The sequence below is a fragment of the Paenibacillus sp. FSL K6-1096 genome, from assembly GCF_037977055.1.
Taxonomy (GTDB): domain Bacteria; phylum Bacillota; class Bacilli; order Paenibacillales; family Paenibacillaceae; genus Paenibacillus_AQ.
Window position 1 is genome coordinate 4,079,017 of the sequence record NZ_CP150274.1, and the last position, 20,637, is coordinate 4,099,653.

Here is a 20,637-nt window from a genome sequence, read left to right on the forward strand (position 1 = left end):
AATTTGATTGTACCGGAGGCGCAAGCGGAATGGACTGGTTCAGTAATTTTTTTAGGAGTATCAGTGAGAATTATGGGCATTTCTTCTCCTGGAGTGATATTGTAGGAACACTCTCTGATCCTGTAAGCTGGGGGATTATCGGCAGCCTGGTGCTGCTGGAGGGCCTGCTCTCCGCAGATAATGCGCTCGTGCTGGCGGTTATGGTCAAGCACCTGCCGAAGGAACAGCAGCGCAAGGCGTTATTCTACGGGATTCTCGGCGCGTATCTGTTCCGGTTCCTGGCGATCGGTCTCGGGACCTTCCTGATCAAGTTCACCCTGGTTAAGGTGCTGGGCGCGCTGTATCTCTTCTACATTGCCTACAAGGGGCTGTTCAAGAGAGGCGGCGAGGAAGAAGGCGAGGCAGAGAACAAGGGAACCTCTTTCTGGAAGACGGTGCTCCTGGTTGAATTGATGGATATTGCGTTCAGTATTGACAGTGTGGTGGCTGCATTCGGTCTGAGCAATGAGGTCTGGGTGCTGTTCCTGGGCGGTATTCTCGGCGTACTGATGATGCGCGGAGTGGCACAGGTCTTCCTCAAGCTGATTGCCAGATATCCTGAACTGGAACAGACCGCATTCCTGCTGATTGCCCTGATTGCCGGTAAAATGCTTGCCGGTGCATTCGGCTACGAGATGCCGCATGTGTTGTTCTTCGGCATTCTGATTGTAGTGTTTGTAGGCACGATCGTATATAGCGCCAGCAAACGCAAAAAAGAGGAGGGCCATAAGGCCTGATTCTCCGCATGAACGGATGTACTGATGTACGAATTCATCTTCATCGCTGTACAGGAAGACGGGGGGTTCACGGGAAGGGTGGACTCCGGCGTGCTTCCGGGTAATCGTTATATGTTATAGCTTGCCTTTGTTGTTTGAGATAGCCGGATGCCGTCCCCGAGAGGACGGCGTATTCGGTTCTGCTGGTCTTTACAATCGGGGCTATTCGTTTTGTGCTGGGCACAACATTAAGGAGGAACGGCCTTGAGATATTTCGATTACCTTACGCCAGAACAGGAAGCCTCATTATTCCATGTTCCGCCGGTCTCATTTGATCATACAACCCGCAAGGATTTACTCGCTTACGCCGTCGGAGCAGCCCTCTACATGCCTGCTACCCGTTCCAGTGTTGTCGAAGATATTATTAAGCTTAGAGCTTCGGGGCTCGTAACGGTAATCATAGATTTGGAGGACGCCATAGGCGACGGTGAAGTGGATTACGCCGAGGAGTCCGTGGTCAGGCATCTGGCGTTCCTCTCTGCTTATGCGGAGAATGAGCCGGAGGGAAGCGGCGGTCTTCCGCTGTTATTCATCCGTGTGCGCAGTCCGGAGCAGCTGCGGGATCTGATCTTCCGGCTGGGATCGCTGATTACGATGCTGACCGGCTTTGTTTTCCCCAAGTTCAATGTCGACAACGGGACGCACTATTTCGAGGCGATCGCCGACTATAATCATACGCGGAGCTATTCCGCACCGGTGCTGTACGGGATGCCGATTCTGGAGAGTGCTCCGATTATCTACCGGGAGAGCCGGATGGACACGCTGCTGGGCATCCGCAGCCTGCTGGCGAATTACCGCGAGTATGTGCTGAATGTCAGAATCGGAGCAACGGATTTCTCCAGCCTGTTCGGACTGCGGCGCAGCCCGGATACCAGTATCTATGATCTTACGCCAATCCGCGACTGCATGTCGGATATTATCAACGTGTTCGGGCGTGTGGAGGAAGGGTATGTGATCTCCGGGCCGGTGTGGGAGTATTTTGCCAGCAAAGGGCACCGGGTGCTCCGTCCGCAGCTTCGCGAGACGCCCTTCGAGGATACCTATGGCCGGCATGGCCGCGAGATGCGCAACAACTTCATTTCGAGCTCGATGGACGGGCTGTTCCGGGAAGTGATTCTGGACAAGGAGAACGGCATTGTCGGCAAAACCATCATTCATCCCTCCCATCTCAGACCCGTACAGGCCATGTACACCGTGATGCATGAGGAGTATGTGGATGCCTTAAGTATTGTGGACAGCAACGATGGCAGCCGCGGGGTATTCAAGAGCGAATATTTCAATAAAATGAACGAAATCAAGCCGCATTTGAACTGGGCCAGACGCATTCTATACCGATCTCAAATATACGGGGTGTTACATGAACAACAGCATTTTGTCGGACTTCTGCCCGAGAACGAATATACACACGTTTAATATTGTCGAGAATCTGCAGGTTACGGTAACGGAAACCTCCAACCCTTTTCATATGCCGGTGGAGGCCCTGTTCTCGATGGCTGCGCGCATCAACAAGAAGCGCTCCTTCCTGTTCGTCAGCAAGGTGCTGGGCAAGCATATTCCGGTGAATCCGTACACCCCGCTGCTTAGCGGAGCGGCGCTCGCCTTGCTGCTGTACCGGGAGAGAGGCGGCGGCAGCGCCGGGACGGAAGCCATGGATGAGCTGATGGACCGGGCGGTCCAAGGCCTGATTCATCCTGAGCGTGCGGAAGAAGCCTACCATGCCCTGCTGGCTGCACGCCTGGTGCTGCCTGAGCCGGTAGTATTTATGGGCTTTGCGGAGACAGCGACTGCTCTGGGGCACAGCATGTACCATGCGTTTGCCGGCGGAGCCGCCTACATCCATACGACCCGCGAGCTGATTCCCGAGCTGGACTCGGTGGTTACCTTCGAGGAGGAGCATTCCCATGCGGTAGATCACCTCTGTTATGCGCTGGATGCGGGCCTGTTGTCGGGAACAGAGCCGATCATACTGGTGGACGATGAGATTACCACCGGCAACACAGCGATCAATACGATCCGCGACATCCAGTCCAAGTTCCCGCGCCGGGAATACGTAGTGGCTTCGCTGCTGGACTGGCGGAGCGAACGGAATATCCGGGCATACCGGGAGCTGGAGCAGGAGCTGGGTATCCAGATTACAGCCCTGTCGCTCCTGCAGGGGACCATTGAGGTTCATGGAACCCCGCTGCTCACGCCCGCAGGAGGCAACGGGGCTGCCAGCTCCACTGGTGAAGCGGAACTGGTAACAACGCATGTCCTGGACGGCCTGGAGCGTCTGCCGGTCACCTCGGTGGACGGGCAGGGGATAGTGAATCCGGCTCCCTATGTGAAGCACAGCGGCCGCTTCGGGCTGCATTCTGCGGATAATGCGCAGATTGATTCCAGTATCAGCCGGGTGGCAGAGCAGCTCCGGGGACTCCGGGAAGGCTCCCGCACCCTGGTGATGGGCGTCGGCGAATTCATGTATCTGCCGATGCGGGTGGCGGCAGAGATGGGCGGGGGCATCGCTTATCAATCCTCTACCCGTTCGCCAATCCACCCGGAGCGGCGTGCCGATTACGGGGTGCACAGCGCGGCGGCGTATCCGTCTGCGGGGGATGAAGAGATTATGAACTTCATCTATAACGTAGATCCAGGCCAATATGACGAGATCTTCGTCCTGCTGGAGCGTGAGGTTCCCCGGCAGCGGATCGCTCCGATGACGGATATTTTACAGCGGCTGGCCGTCAATAAGGTGCATCTTGTGATACTTACCTCAGACCAGAAACGGGAGGCTTGCAGCGATGAAGGGAATCCAGCTTGAAGCAATTAAGAACAGAAGCATCTCCCCTCCGGTTCCGCTGGGCAGCTACCCTGCCTCCGATGTGACCTTCCTGCTGAAGGACCTCAGCGATGTGTCGCTGGAGCGGGGAACGGCCGAACGGGAGGAGGCGATCCAGTCCGGAGTGCATTATTCCGAGATGCTCCCTGTAGAGTATCAGCCGACCGGGCAGTACATTGAACTGTTCCATGAGACGCTGCGGCATACGGCGAGGAAGGTAGCGCTGGCTGTAGCGGTTGTCTCCGAGATGATTGTCGCCCGGCGGGGGCTTACAGGCACGGTGCTGGTCTCCCTGGCGAGAGCGGGCACGCCGATCGGGGTGCTCATCAAGCGCTATATCCTGGCACAATATGGGGCCGACCTGCCGCACTACAGTATCTCGATTATCCGCGGCAAAGGCATTGACGAGAACGCCATCCTGTATATGCTGCAGCAGCACGGGACCGATGCCGACCTGCAATTCATTGACGGCTGGACCGGTAAGGGGGCCATCCGCCAGGTGCTGATCGAGGCCTGTGAGAGCATGAACCGCAAATACGGTCTTACGCTGAACGATGATCTGGCTGTACTTGCCGATCCGGGATATTGCTCCGGCACCTTCGGCACCCGGGAGGATTATCTGATCCCCAGCGCCTGCCTGAACTCCACGGTCTCCGGCCTGATGAGCCGCACGGTGCTGCGCGATGATCTGATCGGACCGGACGAATTCCACGGGGCCAAATTCTACAAGGAGTGGCTGGACAGCGACCTGTCGAATGTATTCGTGGACACTATTACCCCGTATTTCCCGGAAGTGTCCGCAGAAGCCCGGCAGCGGGCCGGGGGGATGACCGCGCAGCCGCCGGAGATTACCTGGCAGGGGCTGGCCGATATCCGCAGCATCCAGGAGACCTTCGGCATTGACAATATCAATCTGGTGAAGCCCGGGGTTGGCGAGACGACCCGTGTCCTGCTGCGCAGAGTGCCTTGGAGAATCCTTGTGGACAGGCTGGATAATCCCAACCTGCGTCACATTCTCCTGCTCGCTGAAGACCGTGGTGTACCGGTAGAGGTCTATCCCGGACTGGCCTATTCCTGCTGCGGCATCATCAAGCCGCTGAAAGGGGAGAGTGAATGATCTACGCCAGCGATCTGGACCGTACCCTGATTTACTCGCTTAATGCAATAGGCGTCCCGGAGGATACTCCCGGACTGGTTCCGGCAGAGGTTATTGAGGGCAGAACGGTATCGTATATCTCCCGGCAGGCTCTGGCCACACTGAAAGAGCTGGCTGCCCGCATTATTTTCATGCCGGTAACCACCCGCACTGTAGCGCAGTACCGGCGGATTAACCTGTTCCAGGAGACCCTCATTCCCGATTATGCCATCACCAGCAACGGGGGCAATATTCTCCGGGGCGGGGTAGTGGATAAGGAGTGGCGGGCGGCAGTCGGCCGCAAGGTAGCCAGCGGCTCCGCTGCCGCTGAGGAGGCGGGCAGGATTGTACACTCCGTTGTCCGGGAAGAATGGATCATCAGCGAGCGCTACTGCGATGAGCTGTTCTATACCTTCGTGGTGCACCGGGAGGACTTGCCGCCGGATGAGATTGCCCGCATGTCCGGGCGGCTGGACAGCCTGGGCTGGAAGGTATCGCTGCAGGGCCGCAAGCTCTATATCGTGCCGGAGGCAGTGAACAAAAGCGACGCTATTCATCATGTCCGGCGCACCGTGCATGCCGAGCCGATGGTCGCTTCAGGCGATTCCCTGCTGGATAAGAGCCTGCTCGCCGCAGCGGACTACGCGATTGTCCCCTGCCATGGAGAAATATTTGCCGAGCAGCAGGCGGGTCTAGTACACTTAGAGTATCCATTTACGAAGCAATCGGGTGTTTTTGCCGGGGATGAGATTCTGCAGTATGTCCAGGAAATCTATACTAATCTGACAGCATTGGGAGTTGGGCCGCAGCAATGAAGAAGGTCAATATTTATTTCAACCGCTGGTTCTCCGTGGCTTATCATTACATGAATCTCATCCGCCGCAATGAAGACGGCATTCCGGTGCAAATCTTCGCCACCCACCCGGACATCCGCCATATGTCGCTGCAGGGCGCGGATGTGGCCGGGACCGAACCGGCGCTGACAGGCATTGAATACGTGCAGTTCTGCGTGGATTTCTGCCGCCGCAATGAGATTGATATCTTCATTCCCCGGCTGCATATGCTCGATATTGCCCTGCATATCTCCCTGTTCGACGCGATCGGCACGAAGGTGCTGGTCTGCCGCGACCTGGACCTGCTGGAGATGCTGATGGACAAGGGCAAATTCTACGAGAGCGTCAAGGCTACCGGCATTATGACGATTCCTGATTATCATGTGGTCAGTAATGCGGAGCAATTCAGGGAAGCCTATGAGGATCTCGCCGCCAAGGGACATAAGGTCTGCTTCAAGCCTACCGAGACCGAGGGCGGCCTCGGGTTCCGGATCATCGACAATGACCGGAATCCGCTGGAGGAGCTGTTCGGCCATGTGACGCCGCTGATTTCCTTCGCGGAGGCCTACCGCATTCTCGCAGAAGCCGGGAGCTTCCCGAACCTGATGGTGATGGAGCTGCTGGAGGGCTATGAATACAGCATTGACTGTCTGGCGGATGAGCACGGCAGCCTGCTCGCGGCAGTGCCGCGGCGCAAGGCGGGCGGACGCCTGCGGCTGATGGAGCAGGTTCCTGAGCTGCTGGAGGTGGCCCGCAGGACTGCAGAGACCTACCGGATTCCCTTCAATTTCAATATCCAGATGAAGTACAGCGGCGGTGTGCCGAAGCTGCTGGAGATTAATCCGCGGATGTCTGGCGGTCTGCATATCTCCTGCCTGTCCGGCATCAACTTCCCTTATCTGGCTGTCAAAAGCGCTCTGGGCGGCGAGGTTACGCCTGCGTCGTTCGAGCACAATGTTCTGGCCAGCCATGTCGAGCAGCCGCTGATTATGAGAATAAACGGAGATTCCGTCATCTCGGAACCCGTGAATGGGGCGTGACCGGATTCACGCTCATAAGAGGTGAGAAGGAATGCAAGCTAAATTCAGAGTATTGGTATATGCCGGTGCCGGTTATGTCCTGGCGGTGCTGACCAGCGGATTCCTGCCCGAGCTGGTCTCGCTGCTGCTTCCGGTTGCAGGGGCCGCACTGGCGCTGCCGGAGTTCAGGCGGCCCAGAGTGAATCTGCCGGTCGAGGTGATACCTGCCGGCCAGGAGCCGAAGGCTGTCTCAGCCGGTTCAGGCGCTGCACCGCAGGCTCCGGCCGCCGCCGGTCTGCCCGCCGCAGCGGGACAGGCCTCCCCGGCCCAGCCCGGAGCCGGGCACGGGGGAGAGCCGCCGATCGGAGCGGAGTTCGCTCCGGTGGTGGAGTACCTTAGTATCCTGGAGGATATGATTATCTCTGAAGGGCAGAAGGATACCCTGGACAATGAGATTGTCGAGAAGTCGCTGGCGCTGTTCGCCAGACTGCAGCGCGTGATTCCGCTGCTGCAGGAGCTGGGCAACGGCGAGATCAACCATACGGTCCGCAGACTGGTGCTTAAGGATCTCAACGGGGTGATTAATCCGTTCCTGCGCCTGGGCGGCGAAGCCAAGACCAAGAACCGGAGAATGCTGCTGAACGGTCTGCGCGATGTTGACTCCAAAATATCCGATATCGCGTCCACGATCGAGCATAAAGACCTGATGGAGCTTCAGACCAAGGCAGAGCTGATTCATCAGCGCTACAGCAGCTCCGAACTATAGGAAGAGGAGGAGAACCATGTCCACACAGTTGATTGAGCTCAAAAAAGAAGATGAACAAAAGGTCGTTCAGGAAGCGTCCCAATTAATCGAGCAGGTAGCCAAGACCGATACCGTAGCCCTGGATTCCCTGATGGATGATATCGGAAGGCTGGGCGTCAAGACGCAGGAGAAGGCAGGACAGACCCTGAAGCTGCTGGACCGCCCGGTCAATGACCTGATGAGCGGCAAGCGGGTGGAAGTGCCGAACATGATTATGAAGCTGCGGAACGAGTGCGAGACGCTGCAGCAGAGCAAGAATGTCAGCTTCTTCGGCAAAATGCTGCGCAAAAGCCCGCTGAAGAATTACGTCTACAAATATCAGTCGGTGCGCACCAACATCGATGCCATCGTAACGGGCTTGAGAGATGGCCGCGATACGCTGGAGGAGAGCATCGTCAATATGCGCCAGCTGAAGCGCACATCCATGGAGGAGATCTACAACCTCCAGACCAAGATTGCCTTCGGCAACAAGCTGAAGGAACTGTTCGAGGCCGAGATCGCGAAGCCGGAGAATGAATCCCGCAAAGCGTATCTGGAGCGCGGGCTCCGCAAGGTAATGGTGCGGATTCAGTCCATGACCGAGATGATTCTGCTCTACAATCAGGCGATTGCGGCAACAGATATCATCAATGACAACAATGACAAGCTGATTGACTCCGTCAACAACGCGATTGATAAGACCTCCAACCTGATTACCGTCTCGGCGATGATTGCCATGTCCCTGGCCGATCAGGAGAATGTCATCAACGCGGTGGAAGCGACCAACAAGACCATCGAAGATCAGTTCAAGGAGAATGCGCGGCTGCTGCGCACCACAACAGAGAAGACAACAGAGCTGCTCTCCAAGCCGTCCATGTCGCTCGAAGCCGTCAACCAGGCTATAGGCGATCTGCTCAGTGCTCTGGATACCTCAGAGCAATCCAACCGGCGGATCATCGAGAGCTGCCAGGATTACACCTCCAAGATGTCCACAATCAACACCCAGCTCAGCAACCGGCTGGGGCTGAACGAGGCATCCCAGCCGCAGGCCCTGAAGCAGGCGGAGAACGGGCTGAGCAGCTTTTTGAACTGATGATTTGATTGGCAGTTATTCATATTGCGCTGCGCTCCCTCATAAGTTGTCACTAAGGCGACCTATGGGGGAGAGGATAAGCGGATGATAATTCTGGGATGCTTGATCGTAGTGCTTATCGTCGTAGCCAGCAATGAGAAGGCGGATACGATCGCCAGGCTGAATGACCCGGAGGATAACGGCTGCTGAAGCAGCGCGGAAGAGCGGAAGCGGACTCCATGAATTATTGACGTTCTGTGATTCAAGCAATTTCCAGTGGTTTATTGGGTATAATAACCCGGAGGCTGTACATCTGCCTCCTGCGAATCACTGAAAATACGAAACGGATACGGAGGTACAAGTGGAGAACGAGGCACTGCTGCAGGTAGAGAAGCTGGCGCTGAAGAAACAAAAGATCTTCCGGCAAAGCGTATGGCGGTACATTGCCAGAGCCATGCTGGCCAGCATGTTTATCGGATTCGGCGTTATCGTAGCCTTTAAGACCGGCAACTTCTTCTATATGGAACAATCGCCGATGACCTATCCGATGGCTGCAATTACGTTCGGCGCAGCCATCATCCTGATTTCCTACGGTGGAGGGGACCTGTTCACCGGGGACACCTTCTATTACACGTATGCGGCACTCAGACGCAAGCTGGCATGGACCGAGGTTGTGCGGATGTGGGTGGTCAGCTATCTGGGGAATATCCTTGGCGCTACGGCGTTTGCTTTGCTTATTTTTCTGACTGGATTGTTCTATGATTCCTCGGTGAACGGCTTCCTGCTGAATGTAGTGGCCCACAAGATGGAGGCCCCGGCGCTGCAGCTGTTCTTCCGGGCGATTCTCTGTAACTGGCTCGTCTGCCTGGCCTTCTTCGTGCCGATGTCGATGAAGCATGACGGAGCCAAAATGTTCGCCATGGTGCTGTTCGTGTTCTGCTTCTTCATCTCAGGGTATGAGCACAGCATTGCCAACATGTGTACGTTCGCCATTGCGCTTGTCCTGGACCATCCCGGAACGATCTCCTGGGGAGGCGTGGTGCACAATCTGGTCCCGGTCACTCTGGGCAATCTCATCGGCGGCGGCGTGCTGATGGGGGTTATGTATTATTACGTCAACAAGCCGTTCCTGGATGAGGAAGCTCATTAAAAGGCAATGGCCCATAAATGCACACAACAGCGATTCTCAGGTTACCGGGGAGTCGCTGTTGTGTGTCTGGCAGCACAAGCTTAGGGGAGTGGAAAGTTTACGGCGTTTCACTGGAGATATTCCAGTACAGAGGCGCATTCTCTTTAAGCGTGCCTTCCAGTGTGCCGCCTTCCTTGCGCCAGTATTCGATGCCTCCGAGCATCTCCTTAACGGAATAACCCTGGGCGGCTAGCCGCGCAGCGGCTCCAGTGGCCCCGTTGCAGGCAGGCCCCCAGCAATAGACGACCAGAACCTCTTCTTTGGACAGCTCCGGCGATTTGCTGTGTATCCGCCCATAAGGCAGAGAGAGGGCTCCCGGCAGGTGAGCTTCAGCGTAAGAACGGGCATCACGGACATCGATCAGCCGGAAGGCTGCTACACCTTCACGAAGATCGTAAGCCACATCGGCCACATCGGTCTCGAAAGCGGCTTTGGCTGCAAAGTGGGCTGCTGCCTCCGCCGGGTCTGCTGCCGGAACGGACAGCACCAGGGATTTTGCCTGTGTTTTCATGGGAATTCCTCCTTGGAATGGGTTGGTTTCAGTATACTAAGGATTTATAATTAGAATTATTTATAGTTCGTAATAATAAATATAGATAATTTTGATAATTCAGGAGGGCGGCATGGAGTTAACTTATTTACGGACCTTTTGTGCTGTGGTGGATAAAGGGAGCTACACCCGGGCAGCAGATGAGCTTGGGTACGCCCAGCCGAGTGTGACTGCGCAGATTGCCAAGCTGGAGTCACTGTACGGGGCGGTGCTGCTGGAACGTTCAGGCCGGGGGATGGTTCCCACCTTCGCCGGCCGTAACTTACTTCCGTATGCAAGGCAGATGCTGGCACTGAGCGCGGAGGCCAAGGCGGTGATCGCCGGCGGCGACCAGGGGACGCTGAACATTGGTTCGATCGAGACACTGGCCGCCTACTATCTGCCTCCCCGGCTTCACCGCTACCGGGAGCAGTATCCTGGAATCCAGCTGCGGGTGCAGCCCGGTTCTGAGGAGGATATCATCGCAGCGGTGCTGGACTGGTCTGTTCAATTCGGACTGATCTTCGATGCGGCTTATTCATCGGAGGACCTGGTTTCTCTGCCGCTGCGGGAAGAGGCGCTGTATGTAGTCACCCATCCGCAGCATCCCTTGGCTGCCGGGAAGGAAGTAACCCCGGAGCAGCTGGAGGGAGAGGTGCTGGTGCTGACAGAGCATACCTGCACCTACCGGAAGCAATTGCTGCAGGTGCTCAGAGAATCCGGTGTAGCCGCCCGTGAGGGTATGGAGTTCGGGAACCTGGAGGGGATCAAGCAGGCAGTGAAGCATGGCTGGGGAACAGGATTCCTGCCGCGTTATTCGGTGGAGGAGGAGCTGCGCACGGGGGCACTGACAGGCATACCTCTAAAAGGACAACGAGAGCGGTTCTACATTCAGCTGATCTACCGCAAGGAGCTGCATCTCTCCCCTGCATTCACGCAATTCATTGCGGAGCTTCATCCAATGTAATGCTCCCGCAAAAAAAGGATTCAGCCCAAACTCCGGCTGAATCCTTCTTACATCCCGTACTCCTCAAGCTACCACTTGGAGCCGCCGGAGCTTCTGCCGGAGCTGCTTCCGCCTCCGCCACCGCCCCAGGAGGAGCCGCCGGAGGAACGCCCGCCGCCACCGCCGCCCCAAGAGGAACCGCCGGAGGAGCGTCCGCCACCGCCGCCGCCGCCCCAAGAGCCGCCGCCGAATCCGCCACCGCCCGCAGAAGGCGGCCCGGAGGAATTGCGCTTACGCTCCTGTTCTCTGCGTTCCCGTTCCCTGCGCTCGCGCTCCTTGCGTTCGCGTTCCTCGATCATGGCCATTCTGGCTGCACGCTCGGCGGCCTCCTTCTGGCGGACCCGCCGGTTCGCTTCCTCTACGAAGTGGGAAATCTGCGAAGCATAGGCGCGTTCGGTGTCCTCCAGATCCTTCAGATTATAAGGGCTGGCGGACAGGCCTTGCTGCAATACAGCGTACTCCGGCAGCGCAGAGAGCTGGAACCGGCCCTGTGAAGCGATCCCCCTGCTTTGCAGCAGATGGTATGCGGCATCGACCCGGTTCTGCCCGTCTGCGAACCGTCTTTTCAACTGCTCCAGCCGCTCATACAGGGAATCCAGGCTGCTGCTGATCTGGTTGAACCGGCCCTCCGTCTCATCCTGCAGGGCAATCAGCCGGTCCAATCCGCTGCGCGCATTGTCATATTCGGCGCGTGTATCGCTGTTCCACGACTCGATCTGCGGCAATTCACCCGCGCCCTGGCGCAGGGCGGCCCCGGCCTCTTCCAGCATCTGCTCCGCCTCGTCAAGGTGCTGCTGCACGAACTTGCGCTTCCCCTCCGCAATCTGGCCCTCCAGCATTTTGCGCCGCTGGGTGAGCTGCTCCCATCTGCTGCGCACATTCTCCAGGTCCCTGCGGTTATTCGCGCGGAGCGTGGCCTGGCGCTCCGTCATGGCGACCGCTTCGACCAGCAGCGCATCCAGCTCCGCCCCGATGCGGCGGACTTCATCCATATCGCCGCTGTGCAGCGGCGCTTCCAGCGAGCGGGCCACAGCTTCAGCCTGCTCCAGGCGCTCGTATGGCTTCACCTTCATATTGTGCAGGGAGTGCTGGTCGATCATTCCGGCAATGCGGCTGCGGGCAGTCCCGAGAACGCCGGGGAAGGCCTTCAGCTTCTCCTCGTAAGTCTCCACATCCTGCATATCCTGTTCAATTCTCTTCTGCATCTCCTGCGCCTTGCCGGTAATCTCCTGGGCAGCAATGGGGTCAAACAACTCTAACTGCTCTGCCTTGGCGGTATCTTCAGCCAGCTCCTGCAGGTCTTCGGCAATCTCCTCCAGCGGATAACCGGTCTCTTGGGAGGCTTCCTGCAATTGCTCCGCCAGCTCAGGCGCGTCCTGCTTCAGCCCGGTAATCTCCTGCTTGACGTTCCGGTCGGCATCGCTGACAACAGCGATCTTCTGCTCCTCTTCCTCAAGCGCAGCGCGGAATTGGCTTTCCGTCCGCTCCAGCTCTGCGGCTGCAATCTTAAGCTCCGATAAGCGGAAGAACGCGGGCAGCGGGGTCTGTCCGGCGGTCTGCAGCGCAGACAGCTCCACCAGCCGGGAGGTCAGGCGTCTCGAGATGCCCTCGACCATCTCCCCGGTCTTGCCCTGGACGATCCCCTGAAAAGGCTGAAGCGAATCAAGCGCCCGGTTCGCCCGCACCAGCAGGTCCGCCACCTGCTCCCGCTGCTCTGCAAGCGCCTTGCGGCGGCGCATTCCGGTAATTACAACGTATAGCAGCAGAACAAGCGCGGCGGCTCCGAGCAAGGCTGCTGCCAGCGGCAGGAGGGACCTGCCGCCGCCTTGGCTGCTGCTGCCGTTCCCGCCTGCGGCAGCCCCGCCGGTCCCGGCTGTAGCTCCGCCAGTTCCTCCGGACCCGGGAGCCGTGCTCCCAGTCCCGCCAGTCTCTGGTGTCGTGCTGCCGGTACCGCCGGTCTCTGGCGCAGCTCCGCCAGTCTCACCATTCCCGGCCGCCGCTCCGCCGGTCCCGCTGTCCGCGCTGCCGCCCGGCGCGCTGCTGCCGATGGAGTCCAGCGCCTTCATCACCGCGCTGATCGCCCCGGCGAAGTCCCCGTCCCGGGCAGCCGGGTTGAAGTACGTCTCCAGCACGCTGCTGATTGCCGCGCTGCCAGCCCCGCCGCCCTGCTCTGCCGACCAGGAATCCAGCGCACTCTGTAGTCCCTTGTTGATGAAGGACAGCTCGGTCTGCCGGTCTCCGTAGCTGATCAGCAGCAGGATGTCCCGGGGCTTCAGCCCCCAGGTATCATAGGCCTCTGCGGCATATTCGGCCGCATCTGCCCCGTCCAGCGAGTCTATGATTAGAACATGGAAGGTGTAACGGTCGGTGTCGGCCAGCCGGGTAAGGGTCTCTATCTGCCGTGAGTTCAGCAGTCCGGCTTCATCTGTAATCACTCCCTGCTGTGCGGGAAGCCCCGCAGCATAGACCCCGGGTATCCACAGCAGCGACAATAGTAAGACCAAGGCGAGGATTTTTCTCAATCTGACAACACTCCGATCTGTAAGCTATTCTTCATAGTATGCTGTTTATTATACTATATCATTACACATTCCGATGGCTGCTTCCGCGCAATCGGCTCTCAATAAGCCCATAAACGCAAAAAAAACCGCCTCCCTCGCAGGGATGCGGCTATATCACAAAACGGACTATCTCGTTTGCAGACAGAGGATATATTGCAATCTGGATTTGATCTCTTTTTGCCATTTCAAATCTCCGACTTTTACAGCAAGATTGAGCAGATCCAGATAATCGTCAACCTGCAAGGCGGTCCGGGTAGTGGCTGCGTTCATGGGTCTTCAGTCTCCTTTTAACTCAAATATAGGAATATGGATGGGTGATAGAAATCCAATAATGATAATCATTATCAACTGTTATTGATATTATCCACATTTTAAACGTAAAAAGCAATATAAATCTAAAATTTTTTGCTTCCAGAGTGATAAAGAAAACGATTATGCGTTATATGCGCATTTTATCAGTTTTGAAGCAGAATGAGCAGGAACCCTACCATATTTTGTCGAATAGGGTTGTATACATACGTTAGCCGATATCAGTTGGATAAAGGAGAATTGCGATGAAGCGGTGTCAATTGTTGCTTCTACTCAGCATGGTGCTCATATTTGCACCCCCCGCTGCCGCTAATGCCGAAAGACAGGAGATCAAGTACCAGGCAGAACTGGAGTATCCGCCCTATAAGTACATACAGAATGGCTATCTGACAGGTTTCGACATTGATCTGACAAGTATGGTGTTTGAGAAGCAGGAATACCGCATCCGGTTCAGCACCGGGGAATGGGAGGAGACATACCGCAAGCTGGCCGGGGGCAGCATTGACACGACCGGGCTGATGGCTGTCAGCGAGGAGAGGAAGCAGGACGTCCTGTTCTCCAGACCGGTGCTGAAGAGCTACATTTCCGTCTATTCGCGCCAGGAGCTGCGGGATGAGGTGAAGCTGGACACGTTAAGCAAGTATAGGATAGGAGTTGGCCGGGGGCAGCACGCCGAGACCATCCTGCAGAGCAAGGTAGGTATTCCTTCTTCGCAATACATAGAATACGCAACCGTACCGGAAGCACTAGAGGCCCTGCGCCAAGGTAAGATTGACCTTCTGTTCGAGAACCAGGGGGTTGTCGATTATCTGATCGTCGAACAGGGGCTAACCGGAAATATCATACGTAAAATGAGCAATCTGTACCCCCAGGATGTTGCATTTGGCATCAGTAAAACCAGGCCGGAGCTGGTATCTTATGTGAATACGCGGTTAACGCGCCTGGAACGCTCGGGGGCTTTTGAAGAGCTGTATCAGCAATATTTCTTCGTTCACTCAGACCATTATAATACGGTGATGCGCAGCCGGGTGATCTCCGGCGTTGCCTTTGGAACCGCTCTTCTGATCTTGGGCGGCATTCTGCTCCGGGTCTATATCCGCCGCCTGCGCCGGACCATTCATTCTGAGCAGGAATTCTTCAAGGATGTCATCGAGAATACCGGAATGATTGTCTGGGCGGTGCACGGGGACAAACGGAGCGTGCGCTTCAACAGGTATGCCGAGGCCATGACCGGACTTAAAGAGAAGGAGGTGCTCGGCGTAAGCCTTGATGAGCTGTCTGACCTCACAGGCGGGGCAGCTGTGCTCAGGGACCTCCTTAGCCGGGCGGTGCAGCAGGATTACGTGACCAATGTAGAGCTGAAGCTTCCTGACCGTTCCCCCGGCGCGCATTATTTCTCTGTCCGCACGACCCTGATCAAAGGGATGGATGAGGAGGCGGAGAACATCTATGTGCTGGCGGGCATCGACATTGATGAACGTAAGCAGAATGAGCTTAAGCTTCAGCTTAGCTACGAGGAGCTGGAGGCCACCTATGAGGAGCTGTCGGCGACGGAGGTGGAATTGCAGGACCAGTTCAAAAAGCTTGCAGCCAGTGAGCGCCGGTTCCGTTTGGCCTCCGAGGGCTCGGGTGCGTACATGTGGGAGCTGGACTGGGAGAGCGGCGTCTACAAGCTCTCGGACCGCTGGTACGAGGTGATGGGCTATACGGAGGAAGAGATTAACTCCTTCGATGGAGGCGTTCTCAGCATCATCCACCCGGACGATCAGGAGTCGGCCCGCAAGGCAAGACTGGAGCATCTGAGCGGATTAACCCCGATCTACGAGACAGAATACCGGATGAGAACGAATCAGGGGGAATATATCTGGTTCGAGGTACGCGGCAAGGCGATTGTGGACCCGAAGGACCAGATTGTCCTGTTCCACGGGTCCCTGATCGATATCAGCAAGCGCAAGCAGGCTGAATTCAATCTGAGCACCAGCTATCAGGAGCTTGAAGCAACCTATGAGCAGCTTACCGCGACCCAGCAGGAGCTTGAAGGCCAATACGATATGCTGCTGGAGAACCAGAAGAACATGCACCGGCTGGCTTATGTGGATTCCCTGAGCAATCTCCCGAACCGCCTCAGTCTGCTGGAGACGATGGAGAAGTATTTCCGGACTCCCGGAGGCAGGGCAGCGCTGCTGTTCGTCGATACGGATAACTTCAAATATATTAATGACACGCTGGGCCATAAATCCGGTGATATTCTGATCCGCCAAGCCAGCGAGCGCCTTCAGTCGGTGATGCGCGAGGGGGATCTGCTGTCACGGCTCGGCGGAGACGAGTTCGTCATCTTCCTCAAGGACATCAAGGGCCGGGAGGAGGTGCTGGAGCTGGCGGAGGAGATTATGCGCGTCTTCCGCAGGTCTTTCCTGATCGGGGAGAGCAATCTGTATGTCTCCTCCAGCATCGGGATCTCCTATTACCCGGAGGACGGGGAGACGACCGAAGAGATGCTGATGAATGCGGATGTAGCAATGTACCGGGCCAAGGAAGAGGGCAAGGGCACTTATGTGGAGTATGACAAATCGATGCATACCGTCTTCAATGACCGGATGAACATCGAGAAGCATCTGCGCAGCGCGATGAATAATAATGAGTTCGAGCTGCATTATCAGCCGCAGCTGGAGCTGGGGACAGGGAGAATCTCCGGGTTCGAGGCGCTGATCCGCTGGAACAGCCCGGTTCTCGGGTTCGTCTCGCCGCTCTCCTTCATCAAGGTTGCCGAGGATTCCAGACTGATTATCTATATCGGTGAATGGGTGCTGCGCGAGGCCTGCAGGTTCATGAACCGCATCCACCAGCTTACCGGAATTCCTTACCGGATATCGGTGAATATCTCCATCATCCAGCTGCTGCAGGAGGACTTCGTGGAGATGGTGCTGGACAGTCTGGAGGAGAGCGGCCTTACTGCAAGCAGCCTGGAGCTGGAGATTACTGAATCCATATTCATGGAATCGTTCGGAAGCACGGTCGGCAAGCTGGAGGCGCTTAAGGCCCGCGGCATCCGGATTGCCCTGGATGATTTCGGGACGGGGTATTCCTCGCTCAGCTATCTGCAGCAGCTGCCCATCTCCACGCTCAAAATGGATAAAATCTTCATCGACTCCCTGGAGGATAAGGCCTACAGCGAAGCTTTTGTCCAGATGATCATTGTCCTGGGCCACAAAATGGGGCTGGATGTTGTCGCCGAAGGCGTTGAGGATGCCGGACAGCTGGAATTCCTCAGGGCTTCCGACTGTGATAAGGTGCAGGGCTATCTGATCAGCCGTCCGGTGCCGCAGCAGGAGGTCATCGGGCTGCTGCTTCCGCAGGGAGGGGAGCAGGCAGAAGACCGGTAATAGGGGGGGCTTACAGGATAACCATCCTGTTCTTGCCGGTCTTTTTGGCCTGGTACAGAGCATCATCCGCCTGCTGGAAGGTAGTGGTCTTGGAATCGCTGCCCCGGTAATCATGCATTCCAATACTGACGGTAACCGGATGATTCTCCATCTCGCTGACCGTAAGGCGGGCGATGCCGCTCCGTATCCGCTCCATAATCCGGCCGGATTCCTCCAGCGGCTTGGCGGTCAGGATAATGGCGAATTCCTCCCCGCCGTAGCGGGCGGCGAAGTCATCCGTTCCGATGTGCTCCAGCATCACTGCGGCCACCTGCTTCAGCACAATATCCCCGACCCAGTGTCCATACTGATCATTTACTTTTTTGAAATTATCGATATCCACAATTGCCAGCTGCATAGGAAAAGGATTGCTCTGCTGATGCTCGATCAGCCAGCCCAGATATTCATGGAAGGTCTTATGGTTGTACAGATCGGTTAGGGGGTCGATTTTGGACAAGCGGTCCATAATGATATTCTGAATACGCAGATCCTGCTCGGACTTGACTGAATTCTCCAGCGACTGCATGAGATCACGGCCGCGGGCAATGACAACGAACCCGGCCAGCGCAGTCCCGGCGAGGATCAGGGTAATGATGATGTTCTGGACACGCAGCGTGTAATCATAGACGGAGGTATTGAGGAACAGGAGGCTGATGTAGATCAGGCAGATGAATGAAGAGAACTTGAGATAGTTCACCTTCAGACAGATCATGGAGGCCAGCATCGGCAGCACCATAATCAGAGGCTTCACATGGTAGTCTGCACTGAGATTCATGATAATTAGTATTCCGTACACATGGCTTGCCAGAATGATCGATAATTCGGATAACAACGGTTTATATCTATAAATAGCTTCCAGAACCAGCAGTATAATGAACAGTACGAAATCTGGAGATGCAATGTGCAAGAGGAAATATTCTGCGGCGGAGCTCCCGGGCGGGCGGTTATGCATCGCGGTGGCGACATATAGCTGGCTGGACAGATAGACCAGGAACACCACCCAGAAAGCGTTGAGGAGCACACGGTTCCAGTGCATTTGGCGGGGAGTTGGCGGCGGGATGTGCATAGGATAATCCTCTTTTCCAGTGACGATATACTTACTATATTCGACAAATATCACTATTTTCCTTCATGATTCGAGTTCAGGTGATAATCAGGGAAATGTTCGTGTTTAGGCAGATGTGATTGGGTCGATTAATGAATTACAACTTTATTGTTGTCTAAAAACGAATTATTTAATGTAATTGTCATTGACACATTCGCATTTTTTCTGTAGAATTCCAATTGCCCCGGAAATTCGGGCGCAGTTGTTCGTATATCCCCGAAGATAAGGTTTGGGGGTTTCTACAGGGGACCGTAAATTCCTGGCTACGAATAGGGTGCATTTTGCATACCTATGGAGTGGCCGGGATTTTTTGTGTGAAAGAATTTATATTTTGGGGCCCCCGGAAAGTACCTGAGTATGCATCGAAGCTATAACATCACTTTGTGGGGCTATTTTGTGTGTTTGCGTAAGTGAACTGATATCTATCACTGGAACGCTTCGGGTGCTGTGGATCAGGGACGAAGCCGTTTCACCCCAGGAGGAACTGAAGCTATGAATAAATACGATGTGATTGTTGTGGGAGCCGGTCCGGCCGGCATTTTCGCCTGTTATGAATTGACGCTTAAGGCGCCTGAGATGAAGATCCTGCTGGTGGATAAGGGACATGATATTTACCGCCGCCGCTGTCCGATTCTGGAGGAGAAAATCCAGCTCTGCCCGCCAGCCTCCGGCCGCAAGGAATTCGCCGGTTGTCTGCCGGCCTGCTCCATTACTGCGGGCTTCGGCGGCGCGGGCGCGTACAGTGACGGCAAATTCAACATCACCACCGAATTCGGCGGCTGGATGACGGATTATCTGCCGCCTTCCAAGGTGACGGAGCTGATTGAGTATGTGGACCGCATCAACCTGGAGCACGGCGCAACGCCGGTGATTACCGATCCGACGACGGAGAGTATCCGCGGCATTGAGCAGCGGGGATACGCTGCCGGTCTGAAGCTGCTGCGGGCACAGGTCCGCCACTTAGGCACGGAGCAGAATCTGGAGATTCTGAAATCCATCTATGAATATCTGAAGACACGGGTTGATATGCTGTTCAAAACAGAGGTTGAAGATATTGTGACCGTCAAGGAAGACGGCGGCCACCGCATTACAGGGATTACGCTGAAGAACGGGGAGAGCTATGGGGCCCCTCAGGTGATGATCGCCCCCGGACGGGACGGCTCGGCCTGGCTGACTGAGGTGCTGAAGAAGCGCAGGCTCAAAATGTACAATAACCAGGTCGATGTAGGGGTGCGTGTAGAGACCTCCGATGTGGTGATGCGGGAGATCAATGAGCATCTGTATGAGGGCAAATTCATCTTCAACACCTCGGTGGGCACACGGGTCCGCACCTTCTGCAGCAATCCTTCGGGGCATGTGGTCGTGGAGAACCACAGCGGCGTGATGGCGGCGAACGGCCATTCCTATAAGGACCCTGCGCTCGGCTCGAAGAACACGAACTTTGCTCTGCTGGTCTCGCATACCTTCACGGAGCCGTTCGATAAGCCGAATGAATACGCGAGGGAAATCTGCAAGCGGGCCAACGATCTGTCGGGCGGCGGTGTCATTGTGCAGAAGTACGGGGACATTCTGCGCGGCCGCCGTTCTACGGAGACGCGGATCAAGGAAGGCTTCCTGGAGCCTACGCTGAAGGAAGCGGTGCCTGGCGATCTGGGGCTGGTCCTGCCGTACATCACGATGAAAAGCCTGATCGAGATGGTCGAGGCCCTGGAGAAGGTGACACCGGGGATTGCTTCTGAGCACACGTTGTTCTACGGCGTGGAGGCGAAATTCTACTCCGCCCGCCCGAAGCTGAACGAACAATTCGAGACCGAAATCTCCGGGCTCTACTGCGGCGGGGACGGCGCGGGCATTACCCGGGGATTGGCCCAGGCCGGAGCAGCCGGCGTCTGGATTGCCCGGGGGATGATGGCGAACCGGCCGGCAGCAACTCCGGCGGCACCGGTTGCTGAAAGAGCATAGACGATTGTAGAATGATGGATGCATAAAAATAGTTTCCTTAATTTAACTCTGCTGCTATAATGTTAGAATACATAACAT

The 20,637-nt window shown here is 56.2% G+C and carries 16 protein-coding genes and 1 riboswitch; of the genes, 12 read left to right on the plus strand and 4 right to left on the minus strand.

Features of this window, described 5'->3' with window-relative positions:
- The first annotated feature begins 29 nt into the window (after positions 1 to 29).
- From MHI24_RS18215 to MHI24_RS18255, 9 genes are all read left to right on the plus strand, one after another.
- Complete coding sequence (locus MHI24_RS18215) at positions 30 to 776, plus strand: TerC family protein (RefSeq protein ID WP_340020944.1); 747 nt, start codon at positions 30 to 32, stop codon at positions 774 to 776.
- 243 nt (positions 777 to 1,019) lie between these two features.
- Positions 1,020 to 2,228, plus strand: coding sequence for an HpcH/HpaI aldolase/citrate lyase family protein (locus tag MHI24_RS18220; RefSeq protein WP_340020945.1), 1,209 nt, complete (start codon positions 1,020 to 1,022; stop codon positions 2,226 to 2,228).
- A 76-nt stretch (positions 2,229 to 2,304) separates the two neighbouring features.
- Positions 2,305 to 3,615, plus strand: coding sequence for a phosphoribosyltransferase family protein (locus tag MHI24_RS18225; RefSeq protein WP_340026722.1), 1,311 nt, complete (start codon positions 2,305 to 2,307; stop codon positions 3,613 to 3,615).
- Positions 3,596 to 4,750: a cysteine protease StiP family protein gene (locus MHI24_RS18230; protein WP_340020946.1), complete on the plus strand. Its 1,155-nt coding sequence runs from the start codon at positions 3,596 to 3,598 to the stop codon at positions 4,748 to 4,750. Before MHI24_RS18225 ends, MHI24_RS18230 begins: the two co-directional genes overlap by 20 nt.
- Complete coding sequence (locus MHI24_RS18235) at positions 4,747 to 5,583, plus strand: HAD family hydrolase (RefSeq protein WP_340020947.1); 837 nt, start codon at positions 4,747 to 4,749, stop codon at positions 5,581 to 5,583. The genes MHI24_RS18230 and MHI24_RS18235 overlap by 4 nt, the downstream gene beginning before the upstream one ends.
- Positions 5,580 to 6,641, plus strand: coding sequence for an ATP-grasp domain-containing protein (locus MHI24_RS18240; RefSeq protein ID WP_340020948.1), 1,062 nt, complete (start codon positions 5,580 to 5,582; stop codon positions 6,639 to 6,641). Before MHI24_RS18235 ends, MHI24_RS18240 begins: the two co-directional genes overlap by 4 nt.
- A 31-nt stretch (positions 6,642 to 6,672) precedes the next feature.
- Positions 6,673 to 7,386: a hypothetical protein gene (locus tag MHI24_RS18245; protein ID WP_340020949.1), complete on the plus strand. Its 714-nt coding sequence runs from the start codon at positions 6,673 to 6,675 to the stop codon at positions 7,384 to 7,386.
- Positions 7,387 to 7,402: 16 nt separating this feature from the next.
- Positions 7,403 to 8,497, plus strand: a complete 1,095-nt coding sequence (locus tag MHI24_RS18250; protein WP_340020950.1) for a toxic anion resistance protein — start codon at positions 7,403 to 7,405, stop codon at positions 8,495 to 8,497.
- Positions 8,498 to 8,837: 340 nt separating this feature from the next.
- Positions 8,838 to 9,626, plus strand: coding sequence for a formate/nitrite transporter family protein (locus MHI24_RS18255; RefSeq protein ID WP_340020951.1), 789 nt, complete (start codon positions 8,838 to 8,840; stop codon positions 9,624 to 9,626).
- Between the two features lie 97 nt (positions 9,627 to 9,723).
- Here MHI24_RS18255 and MHI24_RS18260 read toward each other — a convergent pair whose 3' ends face one another.
- Positions 9,724 to 10,176, minus strand: coding sequence for a rhodanese-like domain-containing protein (locus MHI24_RS18260; protein ID WP_340020952.1), 453 nt, complete (start codon positions 10,174 to 10,176; stop codon positions 9,724 to 9,726).
- 112 nt (positions 10,177 to 10,288) lie between these two features.
- On the opposite strand from MHI24_RS18260, the gene MHI24_RS18265 reads away from it, so the two are divergent.
- Positions 10,289 to 11,161 (plus strand): LysR family transcriptional regulator, encoded by an 873-nt coding sequence (locus MHI24_RS18265; protein WP_340020953.1) that lies wholly within the window; start codon positions 10,289 to 10,291, stop codon positions 11,159 to 11,161.
- Between the two features lie 68 nt (positions 11,162 to 11,229).
- On the opposite strand, the gene MHI24_RS18270 is transcribed toward MHI24_RS18265, so the two are convergent.
- Entirely contained in the window at positions 11,230 to 13,722 is a 2,493-nt protein-coding gene (locus MHI24_RS18270; protein WP_340020954.1) for a TPM domain-containing protein, read from the minus strand.
- 165 nt (positions 13,723 to 13,887) lie between these two features.
- Positions 13,888 to 14,031, minus strand: coding sequence for a hypothetical protein (locus MHI24_RS18275; protein ID WP_167336675.1), 144 nt, complete (start codon positions 14,029 to 14,031; stop codon positions 13,888 to 13,890).
- Positions 14,032 to 14,315: 284 nt separating this feature from the next.
- On the opposite strand from MHI24_RS18275, the gene MHI24_RS18280 reads away from it, so the two are divergent.
- Positions 14,316 to 17,453, plus strand: a complete 3,138-nt coding sequence (locus MHI24_RS18280) for an EAL domain-containing protein (RefSeq protein WP_340020955.1) — start codon at positions 14,316 to 14,318, stop codon at positions 17,451 to 17,453.
- A gap of 10 nt (positions 17,454 to 17,463) precedes the next feature.
- Here MHI24_RS18280 and MHI24_RS18285 read toward each other — a convergent pair whose 3' ends face one another.
- The gene (locus MHI24_RS18285; protein WP_340020956.1) at positions 17,464 to 18,558 is read right to left on the minus strand and encodes a GGDEF domain-containing protein; all 1,095 of its coding nucleotides are present in this window, start codon (positions 18,556 to 18,558) and stop codon (positions 17,464 to 17,466) included.
- Between the two features lie 225 nt (positions 18,559 to 18,783).
- Positions 18,784 to 18,883: riboswitch (purine riboswitch) on the plus strand.
- Positions 18,884 to 19,089: 206 nt separating this feature from the next.
- Here MHI24_RS18285 and MHI24_RS18290 point away from each other — a divergent pair.
- The gene (locus MHI24_RS18290; protein ID WP_340020957.1) at positions 19,090 to 20,559 is read left to right on the plus strand and encodes an NAD(P)/FAD-dependent oxidoreductase; all 1,470 of its coding nucleotides are present in this window, start codon (positions 19,090 to 19,092) and stop codon (positions 20,557 to 20,559) included.
- The last annotated feature ends 78 nt before the right edge of the window (positions 20,560 to 20,637 follow it).

Excerpts from the sequence above, each read along its gene's own strand:
- MHI24_RS18215 (WP_340020944.1), top strand. The coding sequence starts at position 30 with ATGGACTGGTTCAGTAATTTTTTTAGGAGTATCAGTGAGAATTATGGG.
- MHI24_RS18225 (WP_340026722.1), top strand. The coding sequence starts at position 2,305 with ATGGCTGCGCGCATCAACAAGAAGCGCTCCTTCCTGTTCGTCAGCAAG.
- MHI24_RS18230 (WP_340020946.1), top strand. The coding sequence starts at position 3,596 with ATGAAGGGAATCCAGCTTGAAGCAATTAAGAACAGAAGCATCTCCCCT.
- MHI24_RS18235 (WP_340020947.1), top strand. The coding sequence starts at position 4,747 with ATGATCTACGCCAGCGATCTGGACCGTACCCTGATTTACTCGCTTAAT.
- MHI24_RS18240 (WP_340020948.1), top strand. The coding sequence starts at position 5,580 with ATGAAGAAGGTCAATATTTATTTCAACCGCTGGTTCTCCGTGGCTTAT.
- MHI24_RS18245 (WP_340020949.1), top strand. The coding sequence starts at position 6,673 with ATGCAAGCTAAATTCAGAGTATTGGTATATGCCGGTGCCGGTTATGTC.
- MHI24_RS18250 (WP_340020950.1), top strand. The coding sequence starts at position 7,403 with ATGTCCACACAGTTGATTGAGCTCAAAAAAGAAGATGAACAAAAGGTC.
- MHI24_RS18260 (WP_340020952.1), bottom strand. The coding sequence starts at position 10,176 with ATGAAAACACAGGCAAAATCCCTGGTGCTGTCCGTTCCGGCAGCAGAC.
- MHI24_RS18265 (WP_340020953.1), top strand. The coding sequence starts at position 10,289 with ATGGAGTTAACTTATTTACGGACCTTTTGTGCTGTGGTGGATAAAGGG.
- MHI24_RS18275 (WP_167336675.1), bottom strand. The coding sequence starts at position 14,031 with ATGAACGCAGCCACTACCCGGACCGCCTTGCAGGTTGACGATTATCTG.
- MHI24_RS18280 (WP_340020955.1), top strand. The coding sequence starts at position 14,316 with ATGAAGCGGTGTCAATTGTTGCTTCTACTCAGCATGGTGCTCATATTT.
- MHI24_RS18285 (WP_340020956.1), bottom strand. The coding sequence starts at position 18,558 with ATGCACATCCCGCCGCCAACTCCCCGCCAAATGCACTGGAACCGTGTG.
- MHI24_RS18290 (WP_340020957.1), top strand. The coding sequence starts at position 19,090 with ATGAATAAATACGATGTGATTGTTGTGGGAGCCGGTCCGGCCGGCATT.